The sequence below is a fragment of the Pseudomonas gozinkensis genome (genome assembly GCF_014863585.1).
Lineage (GTDB): Bacteria > Pseudomonadota > Gammaproteobacteria > Pseudomonadales > Pseudomonadaceae > Aquipseudomonas > Aquipseudomonas gozinkensis.
Map to the genome: position 1 here is coordinate 1,751,427 of NZ_CP062253.1, position 19,097 is coordinate 1,770,523.

At 60.7% G+C, this 19,097-nt stretch carries 11 protein-coding genes; 10 read left to right on the plus strand and 1 reads right to left on the minus strand.

What is annotated here, in order from left to right; all coding sequences use genetic code 11:
- Positions 1 to 19 precede the first annotated feature (19 nt).
- Positions 20 to 811 carry a phenylalanine 4-monooxygenase gene (gene phhA, locus IHQ43_RS07895; protein WP_039765515.1) on the minus strand — a complete coding sequence of 264 codons (792 nt, stop codon included), beginning with the start codon at positions 809 to 811 and terminating at the stop codon, positions 20 to 22.
- A gap of 390 nt (positions 812 to 1,201) precedes the next feature.
- Between phhA and IHQ43_RS07900 the strand changes: the two genes are divergently transcribed.
- The 10 genes from IHQ43_RS07900 to IHQ43_RS07945 all read left to right on the plus strand — a co-directional run bounded on the left by IHQ43_RS07900 (position 1,202) and on the right by IHQ43_RS07945 (position 19,078).
- On the plus strand, positions 1,202 to 2,761 hold the full coding sequence (locus IHQ43_RS07900; RefSeq protein ID WP_192563966.1) for a sigma-54-dependent transcriptional regulator: 1,560 nt from the start codon (positions 1,202 to 1,204) through the stop codon (positions 2,759 to 2,761).
- A gap of 311 nt (positions 2,762 to 3,072) precedes the next feature.
- Positions 3,073 to 3,813, plus strand: a complete 741-nt coding sequence (locus IHQ43_RS07905) for a flagellar basal body rod protein FlgF (protein ID WP_011333016.1) — start codon at positions 3,073 to 3,075, stop codon at positions 3,811 to 3,813.
- 45 nt (positions 3,814 to 3,858) lie between these two features.
- Entirely contained in the window at positions 3,859 to 4,644 is a 786-nt protein-coding gene (gene flgG, locus IHQ43_RS07910) for a flagellar basal-body rod protein FlgG (RefSeq protein ID WP_192563967.1), read from the plus strand.
- Positions 4,645 to 4,697: 53 nt separating this feature from the next.
- Positions 4,698 to 5,393 carry a flagellar basal body L-ring protein FlgH gene (flgH, locus tag IHQ43_RS07915; RefSeq protein ID WP_192563968.1) on the plus strand — a complete coding sequence of 232 codons (696 nt, stop codon included), beginning with the start codon at positions 4,698 to 4,700 and terminating at the stop codon, positions 5,391 to 5,393.
- A gap of 27 nt (positions 5,394 to 5,420) precedes the next feature.
- Positions 5,421 to 6,509, plus strand: a complete 1,089-nt coding sequence (locus IHQ43_RS07920) for a flagellar basal body P-ring protein FlgI (RefSeq protein WP_045121865.1) — start codon at positions 5,421 to 5,423, stop codon at positions 6,507 to 6,509.
- 11 nt (positions 6,510 to 6,520) lie between these two features.
- A complete protein-coding gene (gene flgJ / locus IHQ43_RS07925; protein WP_192563969.1) occupies positions 6,521 to 7,813 on the plus strand; it encodes a flagellar assembly peptidoglycan hydrolase FlgJ in 1,293 nt (430 codons plus the stop codon).
- Positions 7,814 to 7,834: 21 nt separating this feature from the next.
- Positions 7,835 to 9,880 (plus strand): flagellar hook-associated protein FlgK, encoded by a 2,046-nt coding sequence (flgK, locus tag IHQ43_RS07930; protein WP_192563970.1) that lies wholly within the window; start codon positions 7,835 to 7,837, stop codon positions 9,878 to 9,880.
- 13 nt (positions 9,881 to 9,893) lie between these two features.
- The gene (locus IHQ43_RS07935) at positions 9,894 to 11,462 is read left to right on the plus strand and encodes a flagellar hook-associated protein 3 (protein ID WP_192563971.1); all 1,569 of its coding nucleotides are present in this window, start codon (positions 9,894 to 9,896) and stop codon (positions 11,460 to 11,462) included.
- 110 nt (positions 11,463 to 11,572) lie between these two features.
- A complete protein-coding gene (locus tag IHQ43_RS07940) occupies positions 11,573 to 15,175 on the plus strand; it encodes a glycosyltransferase (protein ID WP_192563972.1) in 3,603 nt (1,200 codons plus the stop codon).
- Between the two features lie 231 nt (positions 15,176 to 15,406).
- Entirely contained in the window at positions 15,407 to 19,078 is a 3,672-nt protein-coding gene (locus tag IHQ43_RS07945; protein WP_192563973.1) for a beta strand repeat-containing protein, read from the plus strand.
- Positions 19,079 to 19,097 lie beyond the last annotated feature (19 nt).

The following is a 19,097-nucleotide window of genomic DNA, read 5'->3' on the forward strand; positions in this document are numbered from 1 at the left end:
TGTAAGCAAAAGTCGCGGGTCACGCAGCTTTTGGTTTTGGCGGAAATTTTGGTGCGTGCAGACCCAACTGCATGCCTTGCTTGACCATGGCCATGATGTCTTCGTGGGCCAGGTCGAACAGGCGCTTGAGGTTCGGCAGGACAAAATACAGCGGTTGCAGAATGTCGATGCGGTACGGCGTGCGCATGGCTTCCAGCGGATCGAAGGCTTGATGCTCGGGCTCGTCCGACAGGCTGTAAACGGTTTCCTTCGGCGAGGACAGGATGCCGCCGCCGTAGATGCGTTTGCCCTGCGGCGTGTCGACCAGGCCGAACTCGATGGTCATCCAGTACAGGCGCGCCAGATAAACGCGTTCTTCCTTGGTCGCTTGCAGGCCGAGCTTGCCGTAGGTGTGGGTAAATTCGGCGAACCACGGATTGGTCAACAGCGGGCAGTGGCCAAAGATCTCGTGGAAAATGTCCGGCTCTTGCAAGTAGTCCAGCTCTTCACGGGTGCGAATGAACGTGGCCACCGGAAACTGCTTGCTGGCGAGCAATTCGAAAAAGGTCTGGAAGGGGATCAGCGCGGGAACGCGGGCAACCTGCCAGCCGGTGGTCTCGCCGAGCACCTTGTTGATCTCGCCCAGTTGCGGGATGCGGTCGTGGGGCAGACCGAGTTTTTCGATACCGTCCAGGTATTCCTGGCACGCGCGACCCTCGATCACTTTCATCTGGCGGGTAATCAGCGTGTTCCACACCGCGTGTTCTTCGGCGGGGTAGTCGATAAAACCTTGCGCATCGGGCTCGCGGGCCACGTATTGCGTCTGCTTCATGCTGCTCTCCTGCGAGGGGAATTTCGTTCTTGTTATGTCCTGCGATGGACTGAGAAATACCCCGGAACGTTCGTTGTTGCAGCAGGTTGATGACCGGTCGAGTAGGAAAAGTCTCTTTGATTCGTAAAATTTTCGTTACGCTTCGTGCGATAAGTCGTGTTTGCGGTGACTGTCGGGTTTGAAAAGGCCCGTGGCTGTCACATAATCTTGACGACTATTTGCGCGCCTGGGCAGAAAACGAGACCAAGGTGCGTCGCAAAATCCTGTGGGAGCGAGCTTGCTCGCGATTGCGTCGGGACATTCAGCATTGATGTACCAGACAAATCGCTTTCGCGAGCAAGCTCGCTCCCACAGGGATTGTGTTCAACCCTATCTTCGTCGGGCCTTTATATGCGTATCAAAGTCCACTGCCAGAACCGCATCGGCATCCTTCGCGACATCCTCAATCTGCTGGTGGAGTACGGGATCAACGTCGCCCGTGGCGAGGTTGGCGGTGAGCATGGCAACGCGATCTACCTGCATTGCCCTAACCTGATCAACATTCAGTTCCAGGCGCTGCGGCCCAAGTTCGAGGCGATTGCCGGGGTGTTCGGCGTCAAGCGGGTAGGGCTGATGCCCAGCGAGCGGCGGCACATGGAGTTGAATGCGCTGCTGGGGGCGCTGGAGTTTCCGGTGTTGTCGATCGACATGGGCGGCTCCATTGTTGCGGCCAACCGTGCGGCGGCGCAGTTGCTTGGGGTGCGGGTGGACGAGGTGCCAGGGATTCCGCTGTCACGCTACGCCGAAGATTTCGACCTGCCGGAGCTGGTGCGCGCGAACAAGTCGCGAATCAACGGGATGCGGGTCAAGGTCAAGGGCGACATTTTTCTGGCCGACATCGCGCCGCTGCAATCGGAGCACGACGACAGCGAAGCCATGGCCGGTGCCGTGCTGACCTTGCACCGTGCGGACCGCGTCGGCGAGCGCATCTACAACGTGCGCAAACAGGAGCTGCGAGGCTTCGACAGTATCTTCCAGAGCTCGAAAGTGATGGCGGCGGTGGTGCGCGAAGCACGACGCATGGCGCCGCTGGATGCACCGCTTCTGATTGAAGGTGAAACCGGCACTGGCAAGGAATTGCTGGCGCGGGCCTGTCACCTGGCGAGCCCGCGCGGCCAGTCACCCTTGATGGCGCTCAACTGCGCTGGGCTGCCGGAGTCGATGGCCGAGACCGAGCTGTTCGGCTACGGCCCCGGTGCCTTTGAAGGCGCGCGGGCCGAAGGCAAGCTCGGGCTGCTGGAACTGACGGCGGGCGGCACGCTGTTCCTCGATGGCGTCGGCGAAATGAGCCCGCGCTTGCAGGTGAAATTGCTGCGCTTCCTGCAGGACGGCTGCTTCCGTCGCGTAGGCAGTGATGAAGAGGTTTACCTGGACGTACGGGTGATCTGCGCAACCCAGGTGGACTTGTCGGAGCTGTGCGCTCGCGGCGAGTTTCGTCAGGATCTGTATCACCGCTTGAACGTGCTTTCACTGCACATTCCGCCACTGCGCGAATGCCTCGACGGTTTGACGCCGCTGGTGGAGCACTTTCTCGATCAGGCCAGTCGGCAGATCGGCTGCCCGTTGCCGAAACTGGCGCCGGCGGCAATGGACCGGCTCAGTCGCTATCATTGGCCGGGCAACGTGCGGCAGCTGGAGAACGTATTGTTTCAGGCGGTTTCGCTGTGCGACGGCGGCACGGTCAAGGCCGAGCACATTCGTCTGCCGGATTACGGTGTGCGTCAGCCGCTTGGCGATTTCTCCCTCGAAGGCGGGCTCGACGAGATTGTCGGGCGCTTCGAGAAAGCGGTGCTGGAGCGCTTGTATTCCGAGCATCCGAGCAGCCGGCAGCTGGGCAAGCGGCTCGGGGTTTCGCACACCACGATTGCCAACAAGCTGCGTGAGTACGAAGTCGGCAAGAGTGAGTCTTAACCGGTAATTGCATCGCTTCTGGTGGCCTCATCGCGAGCAAGCTCGCTCCCACAGTGGACATGCGATCTCTTGTGGGAGCGAGCTTGCTCGCGAAAGCGGTAGTCCGGGCAACCTCCGCGTCGGTGTTTGCCGCCAAGCGGCATGACACCGCCGGTTTTTCGTCTTCGATACATTTCCCTCCTCTCCGCAAAATCCCTCAAGTCCTTTGTTTACCGGGCCTTCGGCCGCCAGAAAAAAGTTGGTCTGCAAATTGCTTATGGCTCAGCAGTACAGCGGTGGGCGGCAAACGTCCGGCATGCAGAGGAAAGAGTGTGGACAAGTACCTTTATGTGGCAATGACCGGCGCCAGCCAGAACGCACTGGCGCAAAAGGCTCATGCCAACAACCTGGCGAACATCTCCACCAACGGTTTTCAGCGCGACCTGGAGCAGGCGCGTTCGATGCCGGTATTCGGTGACAGCTTTCCGGCGCGTGCGTTTGCCATGAGCGAACGGCCCGCCACCGACTTCACGCCGGGCTCGCTGGTGCAGACCGGCCGTGACCTCGACGTCGCCGTCAGCGGCAACGGCTTCATCGCCGTGCAGAACCCCAATGGCGGTGAAAGCTACGTGCGCACCGGCAGCCTCAATATCGATGCCCTCGGCGTCTTGCGTGCCGGCAACGGCATGCCGGTCATGGGCAATGGCGGGCCGATCGCCGTGCCGCCGGAGCAGCAGGTGGAAGTCGGTGAAGACGGCACCATCAGCATCCGTGCGATGGGCGAAGGCCCGCGCGTCATGGCCGAAGTCGACCGCATCAAGCTGGTCAACCCGGACATCAAGAACATGAACAAGGGCCTGGACGGTTCGATTTACACCAAGGACGGCCAGCCTGCGCCGGCCGATGCCAACGTCAAACTGGTGTCGGGTTTCCTGGAGTCGAGCAACGTCAATGCCGTGGAAGAAATGACGTCGGTGCTGGCCCTGGCCAAGCAGTTCGAGTTGCACGTCAAGATGATGAACACCGCCAAAGACGACGACCAGGCCATGGCTCGGGTCTTGCAGATCAGCTAATTATCAGAACGTCGCGCCGTAAAACAGGCGCACGAGGAGAATCGAATGCTTCCGGCTCTATGGGTTGCCAAAACCGGTCTGTCCGCCCAGGACACCAACCTGACCACCATTTCCAACAACCTGGCGAACGTGTCGACCACGGGTTTCAAACGTGACCGCGCCGAGTTCCAGGACCTGCTGTACCAGATCAAGCGTCAGCCAGGCGCCCAGTCGACCCAGGACAGCGAGCTGCCGTCGGGTCTGCAAGTGGGTACCGGTGTGCGCATCGTCGGCACCCAGAAGAACTTCACCGCCGGCAGCTTGCAAACCACCGAGCAGCCGCTGGACATGGCCATCGACGGTCGCGGTTTCTTCCAGATCCTGCAACCGGACGGCACCACGTCCTACACCCGTGACGGTACTTTCCACCTCGACTCCAACGGCCAGATCGTCAACGCCAGCGGTTTCGCCCTGGAGCCGGCGATTGTCATCCCGAACAACGCCCAGACCTTCACTGTAGGTCGTGACGGCACCGTGTCGATCACCATTGCCGGCAACCCTGCCGCCCAGGTGATCGGCAACCTGCAAACCGCCGACTTCATCAACCCGGCCGGTCTGCAAGCGGTGGGCAACAACCTGTTCCTGGAAACCGCCGCTTCCGGTGCACCGCAAGTCGGTACTCCGGGCCTGAACGGTTTCGGTACCACCCTGCAGAACACCCTGGAAACCTCCAACGTCAGTACTGTGGAAGAGATGGTCAACATGATCACCACCCAGCGCGCGTACGAGATGAACTCCAAGGTGATCTCCACCGCCGACCAGATGCTCTCGTTCGTAACGCAGAATCTGTAATCAAGTCTATGAGGCGGCCATGAGGTCGCCTGCAACACCGTGAGGTAAGGGTCATGAAGCGCTTTGTATCTGTTGTGGCATTGAGTGGGGTCGTCTCGCTCGCGGGCTGCGTCGCTCCGACGCCCAAGCCCAATGATCCTTACTACGCCCCGGTGTTGCCGCGCACTCCGTTGCCGTCGGCTGCCAACAACGGCTCGATCTATCAGGCCGGTTTCGAGCAGAACCTGTACAGCGACCGCAAGGCGTTCCGGGTCGGTGACATCATCACCATCACCCTGAACGAGAAGACCCAGGCCAGCAAGAACGCCAACTCGCAGGTGGCCAAGAACAGCAAGACCGGCATCGGCCTGACGTCGCTGTTCGGCGGCAGCGCCACCACCAACAACCCGTTGGGCGGCAACGATCTGAGCCTGGACGTCGGCTACAGCGGCGACCGCGCGACCAAGGGTGACAGCAAGGCTGCCCAGGGCAACACCCTGACCGGTTCGATCACTGTGACCGTGGCCGACGTGCTGCCCAACGGCATCATCGCCGTGCGCGGCGAGAAGTGGATGACCCTCAACACCGGTGACGAACTGGTGCGGATCGCCGGTCTCGTGCGGGCCGATGACATCGCCACCGACAACACCGTGTCCTCGACCCGGGTCGCCGATGCGCGCATCACCTACTCGGGCACTGGTTCGTTCGCCGATGCGAGTCAGCCAGGCTGGTTCGACCGTTTCTTCCTCAGCCCGCTGTTCCCTTTCTAGGTGGCTACGTTGAATCTGAAAAGCTTTATGGTGGCCGCGCTGTTGCTGTCGGCGGCCTTCAATGCACAAGCCGAACGGTTGAAGGACATCGCCAGCATTTCCGGCGTGCGTTCCAACCAGTTGATCGGCTATGGCCTGGTGGTCGGTCTTAACGGCACCGGCGACCAGACCACGCAGACCCCGTTCACCCTGCAGACCTTCAACAACATGCTCTCGCAGTTCGGCATCAAAGTGCCGCCGGGATCGGGCAACGTGCAGTTGAAAAACGTCGCGGCGGTGTCGGTGAGTGCCGATCTGCCGGCGTTCGCCAAGCCGGGTCAGCAGGTCGACATCACTGTCTCGTCCATCGGTAACTCCAAGAGCCTGCGCGGCGGCACCCTGTTGCTGACCCCGCTCAAGGGTATCGACGGCAACGTCTACGCCATCGCCCAGGGCAACCTGGTGGTTGGCGGTTTCGATGCCGAAGGTCGTGACGGTTCGAAGATCACCGTCAACGTTCCGTCGGCCGGTCGCATCCCTGGCGGTGCGTCGGTCGAGCGTTCGGTGCCGAGCGGTTTCAACCAGGGCAACAGCCTGACGCTGAACCTCAACCGTTCCGACTTCACCACGGCCAAGCGCATCGTCGACAAGATCAACGACATGCTCGGCCCTGGCGTTGCCCAGGCCATCGACGGCGGTTCGATCCGCGTGACCGCGCCGCTCGATCCGAGCCAGCGCGTCGACTATCTGTCGATCCTGGAAAACCTCGAGGTCGATCCGGGTCAGGCCGTGGCGAAAGTCATTATCAACTCGCGCACCGGCACCATCGTCATCGGCCAGAACGTGAAGGTCTCGCCGGCCGCCGTGACCCACGGCAGCCTGACCGTGACCATCACCGAAGACCCGATCGTCAGTCAGCCGGGCCCGCTGTCCAACGGCCAGACCGCCGTGGTGCCGCGCTCGCGGGTCAATGCCGAACAGGAAGCCAAGCCGATGTTCAAGTTCGGCCCGGGCACCACCCTCGACGAGATCGTCCGGGCGGTGAACCAGGTCGGCGCTGCGCCGGGTGACCTGATGGCCATCCTCGAAGCACTGAAGCAGGCCGGCGCGTTGCAAGCCGACCTGATCGTGATCTGAGGACGGCGACCATGGATATGCGCAAAAGCGGTCTGGTCAGCAGCAGTGATTCGGGTTCGTACTCCGACCTCAATCGCTTGAACCAGCTCAAGGTCGGCGACAAGAACAGCGATGCGAACATGCGCAAGGTTGCGCAGGAATTCGAATCGTTGTTCCTCGGTGAAATGCTCAAGTCGATGCGTTCGGCCACCGAAGCGCTGGGCCAGGACAACCCGCTCAACACGCCGGCAGCCAAGCAGTATCAGGAAATGTACGACCAGCAACTGGCGGTTTCCATGTCTCGCGAGGGCGGGGGTATCGGCCTGGCCGACGTGCTGATGCGCCAGATGTCGAAGAACAAACCGATGGCGCCGGGCGAGGCTGCGGCCGCATCCGCCGCCAAGCAGGAAGAAGCCAAAGCCAGGGCCGCAGCCGTGGTCACGCCGGTTGCCGCCGGCACCGTGGCCACCAATGGCCCGTTGTCGCGACTCAATGGCGAGCGTCCGTTGTGGGCATCGCGTTCGGTGCATGCGCCGAGCACCGAGCTGACCCATCGCAATGACATGGAAATGATCAACCAGCGTCGTCTGGCGCTGCCGCCGAAACTGGCGGATCGCTTGCTCGCAGGTCTGGTGCCATCGGCCACGCCGGCGGCGGCCACTCAGCTCCCGCAACGCGCCACGACCGCCGCTGCTACCGGTTCCGGTCCGCTGTACAACGGCGACTGGCTGGACCGCGCCGAGGCGGACAAGGCCTCCGGCGGGCAGATGCAGATTTACGGTCGCGCCATGGCGCAGATCCCGCTGGCGCCCGCCAAGCGCGCGTTCAGCAACGCCGACCAGTTCGTCAACACCATGCTGCCGATGGCCCAGGAAGCCGCCGCACGCATTGGCGTCGATCCGCGTTATCTGGTGGCTCAGGCTGCACTGGAAACCGGTTGGGGCAAATCGGTCATGCGCGCCCAGGACGGCAGCAGCAGTCACAACCTGTTCGGCATCAAGGCCAGCAGCAACTGGAAGGGCGATTCGGCCCGGGCGATCACCAGCGAATTCCGCAACGGGCAGATGGTCAAGGAGACGGCCGAGTTCCGTTCCTATGCCTCGTACAAGGACAGCTTCCACGATCTGGTGACTTTGCTGCAGAGCAATAATCGCTATCAAGATGTGCTGAAGTCGGCCGATAACCCAGAACAGTTTGTACGCGAGTTGCAAAAGGCCGGTTACGCGACCGACCCGAACTACGCGACGAAGATTTCGCAGATTGCCAAACAGATGACGGTTAATCAGAACTACGCTGCGGCCGGCGTTTCAACAACGCCCTTATAAACACAAGGTAAGGTTTGAATCATGAGTTTGCTCAATATCGGGATGTCGGGGTTGAACGCGAGTTCATCCTCTCTGGCTGTGACAGGTAACAACATTGCCAACGTCGACACCGCCGGTTATTCACGCCAGCAAACCGTGCAGGGCACCAAGTCCTCGATTCAGTACGGCAACGTGTTCATCGGCACCGGTACGACCCTGGCCGACGTGCGCCGGGTGTACAACTCTTACCTCGAATCGCAGCTACGTACCGCCACGTCGCTCAACAGCGAAGCCGCCGCCTTCGGTGCGCAGGCGACTGCACTGGACGGCTCGTTGTCGGACACCAACACCGGCCTGACCGGCGTGCTGCAGAAATTCTTCACTTCGATGCAAGGCGTATCGGCCTCGGCCACCGACGACACCTCCCGTCAGTCGGTGCTGACCGGCGCGCAGGCCCTGACCAGTCGCTTCAACGCGCTGGCCAAGCAGATGAACGATCAGAACGCCACGCTCAACGGCAACCTGTCCGACATGGCGTCCCAGGTGAACAAGCTGGCAACCTCGATTGCCACCCTGAACCAGAAAATCGGCGAGATCTCCACCAGCGGCGGCCAGCCGAACGATCTGCTCGATACCCGCAACGAAGCCGTGCGTCAGCTCTCCGAGTTGACCGGTACGCAAGTCGTTGAACGTGGTACCAGCTTCGACATCTACATCGGCAACGGCCAGCCGTTGGTCATCGGCAATACCACCAATACCCTGAGCACCGTGCCGGTCAAGGGTGACCCGTCGCGCATGGGCATCCAGATGGATCGTGGTTCGAGCACCATCGACATCACTTCGGCGATGACCGGTGGTGAAATCGGCGGCCTGCTGACTTATCGCAAGGAAGTTCTCGATCCTGCACTCAACGAGCTGGGCCGTGTGGCACTGGTCGTTGCCGACCAGATCAACCGCCAGCAAGCCCAGGGCATCGACAAGAACGGTGACTTTGGCGCGGCCATTTTCAACGACATCAACAGTGCCGCCCTGATCAGTCAGCGCAGTATTGCCCAGTCCGGCAACAGCGCAGGTTCGGGCAACCTTGACGTCACCATCAAGGACACCGGCAAGCTGACCACCAGCGACTACCAGGTCACCTTCACCAGCGCGACCAACTACACGGTCAAGCGCTCCGACGGCACCGACATGGGTTCGTTCAGCACCACGACCACGCCGCCACCGGTGATCGACGGCTTTACCCTGGCCCTCAACGGCGGTGCCTTGAGCGCTGGCGACACGTTCAAGGTCACTCCGACCCGCAACGCGGCGGCCAGCATTCAGACCGTGCTCACCGATCCGAAGAAAATCGCGGCAGCCGGACCGTTGACCGGCGTGGCCAGTGCCAACAACTCGGGTACCTACACCCAGCCGACGCTGACCGACGTTGTCGACATCTACAACCCGGCCTCCAAGGCGGAGCTGCAGAACGCGCTCAAGTATTCGACCCCGGTCAAACTGGTCTTCGGCGCCACCACCAGCGGCAGCCAGACCTACAACATGGTCGACGCCAAGGGCTTCACGATCGGTTCCGGCGTCATCGTTCCCGGTCAGGCGAACACCCTGAACCTCAAGATCGGCATGGTCGACTCCACCGGTGCTCCAGTGTTGGACACCACCGTCACGCCGAGCGTGCAAAAGACCTTCACCGTGCAGACCACCGTGGGCGCGACGCCGGGCTCCGGCGAAACCTTCACCATCAACCTGACCGGCGCGGCCTCTTCGGACAACCGCAACGCCCAGGCACTGGTCGGCCTGCAAACCAAGCAGACCGTGGACACCGGCACGGCGAGCAAGGGCATCAGCCTGACCGACGCTTACAACAAACTGGTCACCAACGTCGGTACCCAGGCCGCCCAGAGCAAGTCCGACAGCGCAGCCACCACGGTGATCCTGGATCAGGCCCAGGGTGCGCGGGACTCGCTGTCACAGGTCAACCTGGATGAAGAGACCGGCAACCTGGTCAAGTATCAGCAGTACTACACAGCGTCTTCGCAGATCATCAAGGCTGCGCAGGAAACTTTCGCCACGCTGATCAACAGCCTTTAAGGAGCCGTAATTCATGCGCATTTCCACCGCCCAGTATTACGCGACACAAGCTGCCCAATATCAGCGCAACTACAGCAAGACGGTCGCGACCGCCAACGAAGCCAGCAGCCTGCAGCGCATCAACACCGCCGCCGACGATCCGATCGGTGCCGGTCGTTTGCTGAGGCTGGGCCAGCAGGCCGCCGTGCTTGAGCAATATCAGGGCAACATCGACTCCACCAAGAGCGCGCTGACCGTGCAGGAGTCGACACTGAACTCCATCACCACCGCTTTGCAGCGCGCGAAGGAAATCGGCCTGGCCGCCAACAACGGCATCGCCACCGACGCGGACCGCAAGGCTTACGCGGCGGAGCTGGGCCAGATCCAGCAACAAGTGCTGGGTCTGATGAACTCCAAGGATGCCAACGGCAATTACCTGTTCTCCGGTTCGAAGACCGATACCGCGCCGTACTCCCAGAACGCCGATGGCACTTACACCTACAATGGTGACCAGACCCAGATCAATCTGGGCATCGGCGATGGCCTTTCTGTCGCTACCAATACCACCGGTTGGGATGCATTCCAGCAGACCATCAACACCAGCCGCACCCAGACCACGATGACCGCTCCGGCTGTCGATGACGGACGTGTGGTGCTATCCAGCGGGACCATCGGTTCCAGTGCGACCTATGACGCCAAGTTCGCAAGCGGTCAGCCTTATACGATCAGCTTCCTGAGCAGCACCCAGTTGCAAATCACCGATGCCCTGGGCAACGACGTGACGGCTGAAGCCAGCAAGAACGGTGTGATCAGCAACAGCAACGGTGAGAACCAGGCTGTCAGCTTCCGTGGCGTCGATCTGAAGCTGAACATCAACCTCAAGTCCGGTGACAACGCGGACGCAGTCATTGCCGGTCACAGCTTCCAGCTGTCGGCTACGCCTGACTCGTTCACCACCGCGCGCAGCCCGGGCAACCCGTCTACCGCGGTCATCACCGGTTCGAACGTGACCAACCAGGCGGCCTACAACTCCGCCTTTCCGTCCGGCGGCGGTGCGGTCCTGAAGTTCACCAGCGCCACCGCGTTCGACCTGTACGCGGCGCCAGTCACTGCCGACAGCAAGCCGATCTCGTCGGGCACCGTGGCTGGCGGCAACGCGACAGCGGCCGGTGTGACTTTCGCTCTCGGTGGCACGCCTGCGGCCGGTGATCAGTTCTCGATCCAGTCCAATAACCACCAGACCCAGAACGTGCTCGACACCCTGGGCCAGATGGTCACGGCGCTGAACGGGAAGATCGATGGTGATTCGGTGGCCAAGCAGAAATTCCAGGGGGCCATGGAATCGGCACTGGGCAACCTCGACAGTGCTTCGAATCAGATCGGGGCCGCCGTGACTTCGATCGGTGCTCGCGGACAGTCGCTGGATGACCAGACGACCACCAACCAGAGCCTGGTCCAGGCGAACACCATGACCCAGGGCACGATCCGCGATTCGGATCCGGCCGAAGTGATGACCCGCCTGACCTTGCAGCAGACCATGCTGCAGGCCTCGCAATTGGCATTCAGCAAGATCAGTCAGTTGGGTCTGTTCAACAAGATCTGACGCTGGACGGGCGCGCAAGCGCCCGTTTGCCCAGTTCCTCAGTTAACGTTTTTTAGCGGTTTTCATGGGCTCGCTTTGCCGAGCGGGCTCGTACCGCCTGTGAGCCCGCCGTGAAGTCACTTCCCCTCGTCAGCCTTGTCATTCCAGCCTTCAATCCACGCTTTTTCGAGCGGGCATTGCGCAGCGCCGTCAGTCAGGGTTATGGCAATCTCGAAATCATCGTGTGCGACGACAGTCGTGGCCCTGAAATCGAGGCCATGGTCGCGGCGATGATCGAGCAGAGCGGGGTGGCCGTGCATTACGTGCGTAACCCGCGCACCCTGGGCATGGTCGGCAATCTGCAAGCCTGCCTGGATCAGGCACAGGGCGAATTCATCAAGTTTCTGTGTGATGACGATCAGTTGTTCACCAGCTGTATCGAGCACCAGGCCGATGTGCTGGCCCGGCATGACGATGTCAACCTGGTGCTGGCCCAGCGTCTGTTCTGGGACGCCGACGACATGGTGTTGCCTTCGCGCCTGGAAAATACGCCACTGTCGCCAACCAGCGGTTTGTTCAAGGGTGTAGACCTGCTGGCGCTCTTCGAGACGTTTCCGTCAAACATCCTTGGTGGTTTCAGCAGTGCCTTGTTCCGGCGCGCCGATATGGTCGAATTACTGCCGGCCTTGACCCAGCCGGGCCACTGCTTTGTGGCGAGCCTCGATTTTGCACTGTTCGTGTGTTTGCTGCGTCGCGGCAATGCGGTGGTCTCCAACCACGTCTTGAGTGTCGAGCGCCTTTATCCCGATCGTCTGAGCGGCCAGCAAGCCATGAAGGATGCTCTGGGGGTCGAGCAGCAATGGCTGCTGCAAATGCTCAAGTCGCGCAGTGGCGAGTCGGCACCTGCAAAGGGGTGGGTGCGGTATGTGCCGATGTCCAAGGCAGACGAATCGCCGCGGGTCTGGCAAGAACTGCCTCTGAGCCGAACGCTCGGTACCAAACAGAGTGCACAGATATGGCAGGTCGGCAATAAAAGCCAGAGTTTTTCCGAGCTCTATTCGCAATGGCTGGAGTGTCGCGCGCTCAGCGACGTCCAACGCAGATTGCTGCCGGACATTTTGGCGGGCTGGCCATCCACGCCGCGAATCGTCCCCATCGTGGTTGATGAGCAAGGCAGTCCGGCGGCGCTGGAGCGTACGCTGGAAAGCCTCGCCGCCCAGGACTACCCGCCCGAACTGACACTGGTGCTTTCCAGCGATTGCGCGGAGCCGGCACTGGATGGACGAGTGTTTCATTTGCCGTTGCAGGACGATTACCTGCAACAGATCAATCAGCTACTGCCTCAGCTCGAAGGTGCCGACTGGTTCTATCTGCTGCGTGCCGGCGATCGTCTGGTGGTCCCTGCGTTGCTGATGTTGGCCGAGCGCATCGCCTTCGACACGGCCTTGCGCGTTGTGTACAGCGATGAGGGCGGTTTGCGTGCGGGTGAGCCGGTCGGACCGGCGTTCAAGCCTGACTTCAACCTGGATCTGATGCGCACCTTTCCTTATGTCGGCCGCGCCCTTGCGTTCCAGCGCGACACCTTTCTGGCTCTCGGCGGTTTCGACTCGACGTTCACTGAGCTGGCGCCGCACGACATGCTGTGGCGAATGGTGGAGGATCAGGGCACTCAGGTGGTCGGGCATCTGGCCGAGGTTGCCATCGAGTCGGTATTCGACCTGACTCAGTGGCTGTCGCTGCCTGAGGTGACGCAAAACAACTCGCGATTGCTGTCGGCGCACCTCGAGCGCCTGGGGATCTCCCACGACCTGCGCCGCGGCAGCGTCGAGCTGCTCAATCGTGTCGATTATCGGCATGCGAATCGGCCGCTGGTCTCGATCATCATTTCGACTCGCGACCACATTGCGGCGTTGCAACGCTGTGTCGAGAGCTTGCTGGAAAAAACCGCGTACAGCGAATACGAGCTGTTGCTGGTCGACAATGGCAGCCAGACCGCCGAGGCCCGTGCCTGGCTGGACGGTATGGCGCAATTGGGCAGCGAGCGGGTGCGGGTATTGACGTACGCGCAGCAGGGTAACCTCGCCGCAATGCGCAACTTTGCCGTGGGCCAGGCGAGGGGCGAATATGTGCTGCTGCTCAACCCTTACACGATCATCACTCAGGGTGACTGGCTCGACGAGTTGCTCAATCACGCCCAGCGCCCGGAAGTCGGCATCGTCGGCGCCAAGCTCTTCAACCCCGATGGCTATGTTCTGCACGCGGGGCTGGTGCTCGGTTTGCAGGGAGCGGCCGGCCTGCCGTTTTATGGTCAGGCCATGCAGTCCCCCGGGTACATGTTCCGCTTGCAGGCCGTTCAGGATCTGAGTGCCGTGGGTGCCGACTGCCTGATGGTGCGCAAATCGGTATTCGATGCGGTTGATGGCATGGATGAGCAGAGCCTTCCGCATATGCTGCATGAAGTGGACCTGGCACTGCGCGTAGCCCGGCAAGGTTATCTTGTGGTGTGGACGCCTTACGCAGTGCTGGCGCTGGGTGCGCAGCCGGTGGAGGCGGTCAACGATGAAGAAGGGGTCTCGCACAGTCAGCAGGAAGAAACGTTCTTCAAGCGTTGGCTGCCGGTCATTGCCCGTGACCCGGCCTACAATCCCAATCTGTCGTTGCATAAGCACACGGGCTCAAGCTTCACGCTCGAGCCGGGCCTGCGTACAGGCTGGAGTCCTTTCAGCCACAGCAGCTTGCCGAAGATTCTCGGGTTGCCGATCAACGCATCCGCCATCGGTCACTATCGCGTCACTCAACCGCTGATCGAACTCGAAGCGGCAGGCCGGGTTCAGAGTCATATCCGCTACAGCGTGAACCTGCCGCCGATTGTTGAAATCGAGCGTATGGCGCCGGATGTGATCATTCTGCAAGGGCGTTATACCGAAGCACCGGTCAATGAAATGCCGGTGCTGGGCAACTACTTCAAGGCGCGGCGCATTTACGAGCTGGATGACTACGTCATCGATGTTCCGCATCGCAATGCGCATATCCGCAACATGCCGGACAAGTATGAAATGGAGCGCGTCGTGCGCCGTGCGATCGGCATGTGCGACCGTGTCGTGGTCTCGACTCAGCCGCTGGCCAACGCATTGTCGGACATGCATCACGACATCCGCGTCGTGCCGAACATGTTGGCGAAAGAGTTCTGGAGCAATCTGCGCAGCCAGCGCCGGACTTCGAAAAAGCCGCGTGTCGGCTGGGGTGGCGGCACCAGTCACCATGGTGACCTGGCGGTGATCGCCGATGTCGTGCGCGAACTGGCGAATGAAGTCGACTGGGTCTTTTTCGGCATGTGCCCGGATGATTTGCTTCCCTACATGCACGAGTTCCATGGTGTGATTCCCCTCGACGCGTACCCGGCGAAACTGGCCAGCCTCAATCTGGACCTGGCGCTGGCGCCGCTGGAATTCCACATCTTCAACGACTGCAAGAGCAACCTGCGTCTGCTGGAGTACGGCGCCTGTGGTTATCCGGTGATCTGCACCGATACCGAGGCCTACCGCGGCTACCTGCCGTGCACGCGGATCAAGACCAACACCACGGACGAATGGCTGCAGGCAATCCGCATGCACCTGGCCGACCCGGACGCGAGCTATCGCATGGGCGACGAGTTGCGTGAGATCGTGCTGCGCGATTACGTGCTGCGTGGCGATAACCTGCGTTACTGGGAAAATGGCTGGCTGGCGGATTGACCGGTTCGTAAATGCAGTAGCGAAAAACAGGCGACTTTCACAGTCGCCTGTTTTTTTTTGCCTGCCTGTTCGTCTTTATTTCATTCCCGATACATTTCTTTTCGGCGGGCTCAAGGATTGGGTATTTCCTGTCGATATCAACACATTCGCTGTTCCAGAAAATTGCGCCGCGATGACGTGTGATCGCCACGCTGGCCTGTACCGGTTCACAAACAAGGCAAGGAAGATGTAATGGCTGTAATAAACGGGACAAACGGCGCGGATACGCTGATCGGTACAAGTGGGGATGATGAGATCAATGGCCTGGGTGGCAATGACATCCTGATCGGTGGGGCCGGTGCAGACAAGTTGAATGGTGGTGAGGGTTTCGACACGGTCGATTACTCGGCTTCCACTGCGGGTGTCAACGTCGATATTCGACCGGGTACCGGTTTGGCCGGTGTTGGTGGTGATGCGCAGGGCGATACCCTGACCGGGATCGAGAAAGTCATCGGGTCGGCGTTCAACGATACCTTCACCACCGACGCCTACCTTTTTGCCACTTACGACGGCGGTGCCGGTGACGACATCTACTACGTCAACGGCGGTGGCGTCACTGTTATCGAGCAGGCGGGTGGCGGTAATGATGAAGTGCGGGTCAGCTACAAGGACCACATGCTTGCAGCCAACGTCGAGCGTCTGACCTATACCGGCACGGGTTCGTTTACCGGCTGGGGCAATGCCAGCGACAACATCATCACCGGCGGCAACGGCAACGACCTGTTCTATGGCGGCGGCGGTGCCGACCAGTTCTTCGGCGGTGCAGGTCGCGACACCGTGTCGTACCTCGACAGTACGGTCGCCATGAACATCAATCTGAAAACCGGCGTTATTTCGGGGATCGGAGCAGGTGATACGTTCAACAGCATCGAAGCAATCGCCGGTTCCAAATTCAACGACACGTTCGTGGTCGATAGCCGGATCTCGGGCGTCGATGGCGGTGAAGGTTTCGATACCGTCGATTACTCGACGTCGGCTGCCGGCGTGAACGTCGACATCCGTCCGGGCATCGGGCTGGCGGGCGTTGGCGGTGATTCGCAGGGCGTGACCCTGACCGGGATCGAGAAAGTCATCGGCTCGGCCTTCAACGATACGTTCACCACCGACGCTTATCTCTTCGCCACCTACGACGGCGGTGCGGGCGACGACATCTACTACGTCAACGGCGGTGGCGTCACTGTTATCGAGCAGGCGGGTGGCGGTAATGATGAAGTGCGGGTCAGCTACAAGGATCACACGCTGGCGGCCAACGTCGAGCGTCTGACCTACACCGGCACCGGTTCGTTTACCGGGTGGGGCAATGCCAGCGACAACATCATCACCGGTGGCAACGGCAACGACATGTTCTATGGCGGTGGTGGTGCCGACCAGTTCTTCGGTGGTGCAGGTCGCGACACCGTGTCGTACCTGGACAGCACGGTGGCGGTGAACATCAACCTGAAAACCGGGGTCAACTCGGGGATCGGCGCGGGCGATACCTACAACGGTATCGAAGTCATCGCCGGCTCCAAATACAACGATACCTTCGTGGTCGACAGCCGGATCTCGGGCGTCGATGGCGGTGAAGGTTTCGATACTGTTGATTATTCGACGTCGGCTGCCGGCGTGAACGTAGACATCCGTCCAGGCACAGGTTTGCCTGGTGTCGGTGGCGATTCGCAGGGTGTGACCCTGACCAACGTCGAGAAAGTCATCGGTTCTGCCTTCAACGATACCTTCACCACCGACGCCTACCTCTTCGCCACTTACGACGGTGGTGCCGGTGACGACATCTACTACGTCAACGGTGGCGGCGTTACCGTCATCGAGCAGGCGGGTGGCGGCAATGATGAAGTGCGGGTCAGCTACAAGGATCACACGCTGGCGGCCAACGTCGAGCGTCTGACCTACACCGGCACCGGTTCGTTTACCGGGTGGGGCAATGCCAGCGACAACATCATCACCGGTGGCAACGGCAACGACATGTTCTATGGCGGTGGTGGTGCCGACCAGTTCTTCGGTGGTGCGGGTCGCGACACCGTGTCGTACCTGGACAGCACGGTCGCCATGAACATCAATCTGAAAACCGGCGTTATTTCGGGGATCGGTGCAGGCGATACGTTCAACAGTATCGAAGTCATCGCCGGCTCCAAATACAACGATACCTTCGTGGTCGACAGCCGGATCTCGGGCGTCGATGGCGGTGAAGGTTTCGATACCGTCGATTACTCGACGTCGGCTGCCGGCGTGAACATCGACATCCGTCCGGGCGTCAGCTTGCCTGGTGTCGGTGGCGATTCGCAGGGCGTGACCCTGACCAACGTCGAGAAAGTCATCGGTTCGGCCTTCAACGATACCTTCACCACCGACGCCTACCTTTTTGCCACTTACGACGGCGGTGCAGGGGACGATATCTACTACGTCAACGGTGGCGGCGTCACCGTCATCGAGCAGGCGGGTGGCGGCAATGATGAAGTGCGGGTCAGCTACAAGGACCATGTGCTTGCGGCCAACGTCGAGCGCCTGACCTACACCGGCACCGGTTCGTTTACCGGCTGGGGCAATGCCAGCGACAACATCATCACTGGCGGCAACGGCAACGACGTGTTGTATGGCGGTGGTGGTGCCGACCAGTTCATTGGTGGCGCCGGGATGGACACCGTGTCGTACCTCGACAGCACCGTGGGTGTCAGCGTCAACCTGACAACCGGGATCAATACCGGGATCGCGCTGGGTGATACCTACAACAGCATCGAAGCGATGCGTGGTTCAAACTTCAACGACGTCTTTGTTGGCAGTGCTGCCGCACTGGCGCTCGATGGCGGTACGGGCTTCGATCTGGTCAGCTACGAGTCGTCCGCCAGTGGCGTCACCATCGACCTGAAAACCAACGTCAACGCCGGTGATGCCGCTGGCGATACCTTTACCGGGATAGAGATCTTCCAGGGCAGCAATTTTGCCGACACCTTGTCCGGTACTGCGATCAACGACAACTTCGTCGGTGGCGGTGGCGCCGATGTGATTGACGGTCGTGAAGGGATCGACACCGTCTGGTACCTCAACAGTGCCGCAGCGGTGAGCATCAATTTGCAAACCGGCGTCAATCAGGGCGGCGATGCGCAGGGCGATGTGCTGATCAACGTCGAGAGCATTATCGGCACCCACTTCAACGACACTCTGACCGGCAATGCGCTGGCCAACGGGCTTGAAGGCGGTCTCGGCAATGACACCATTTATGGCGGCGATGGCAATGACGTCATCTACGGCAGCTTCTATACCCAGCTCGGGCCATTCGCGGTCGACGTGGCTGCCGCTGGCCCGCAAGCCGACATGTTGTACGGCGGCAATGGCAACGACATGATCGTCAGTGCTCCGGACGACCGTGGCACCATCGCTTATGGTGAGGCCGGCCATGACACGATTTATGTCGTCAGTGGCACCGCAGATGGCGGAGAGGGCAACGACGATCTGCTCGGTACGGGAGCGAACTTTGTCCTGCTCGGTGGTGCGGGCAACGATGCGTTGACCTTTGGCGCCTTGGGTACTGCCTACGGGCAGATGAAGGCTACCGGCTTCGCCAATGGTGGAGAGGGGGATGACACCTATTTCGTCAACACCGGCATGTTGGTGACAATTCGGGATGACGGGCTCAGCACCAATGACACCTTGATCCTGAATAACATCCGTTCGGCCAGTACGTTGCAACTGGCGCGGGTTGGCGACGACCTGTACCTCAATGATGGCTACTTCCCGCCGTCCGACCCGACCAAGCAAGGTGTCAAACTGCTGGACTGGTTCGCCGGTGGCAACACCATTGAACACTTCAAGGCAGCCAACGGTGATGTTCTGCCGCTCAATGGTGATGGGTTTGCCATGTTTGGCTGATTCATTTGCCTTGCGTACA

Bases quoted from the DNA above. Each gene is read 5' to 3' on its own strand.
- phhA (WP_039765515.1), bottom strand. From the start codon at position 811: ATGAAGCAGACGCAATACGTGGCCCGCGAGCCCGATGCGCAAGGTTTT.
- IHQ43_RS07945 (WP_192563973.1), top strand. From the start codon at position 15,407: ATGGCTGTAATAAACGGGACAAACGGCGCGGATACGCTGATCGGTACA.
- IHQ43_RS07935 (WP_192563971.1), top strand. From the start codon at position 9,894: ATGCGCATTTCCACCGCCCAGTATTACGCGACACAAGCTGCCCAATAT.
- flgJ (WP_192563969.1), top strand. From the start codon at position 6,521: ATGGATATGCGCAAAAGCGGTCTGGTCAGCAGCAGTGATTCGGGTTCG.
- flgK (WP_192563970.1), top strand. From the start codon at position 7,835: ATGAGTTTGCTCAATATCGGGATGTCGGGGTTGAACGCGAGTTCATCC.
- flgH (WP_192563968.1), top strand. From the start codon at position 4,698: ATGAAGCGCTTTGTATCTGTTGTGGCATTGAGTGGGGTCGTCTCGCTC.
- flgG (WP_192563967.1), top strand. From the start codon at position 3,859: ATGCTTCCGGCTCTATGGGTTGCCAAAACCGGTCTGTCCGCCCAGGAC.
- IHQ43_RS07920 (WP_045121865.1), top strand. From the start codon at position 5,421: ATGGTGGCCGCGCTGTTGCTGTCGGCGGCCTTCAATGCACAAGCCGAA.
- IHQ43_RS07900 (WP_192563966.1), top strand. From the start codon at position 1,202: ATGCGTATCAAAGTCCACTGCCAGAACCGCATCGGCATCCTTCGCGAC.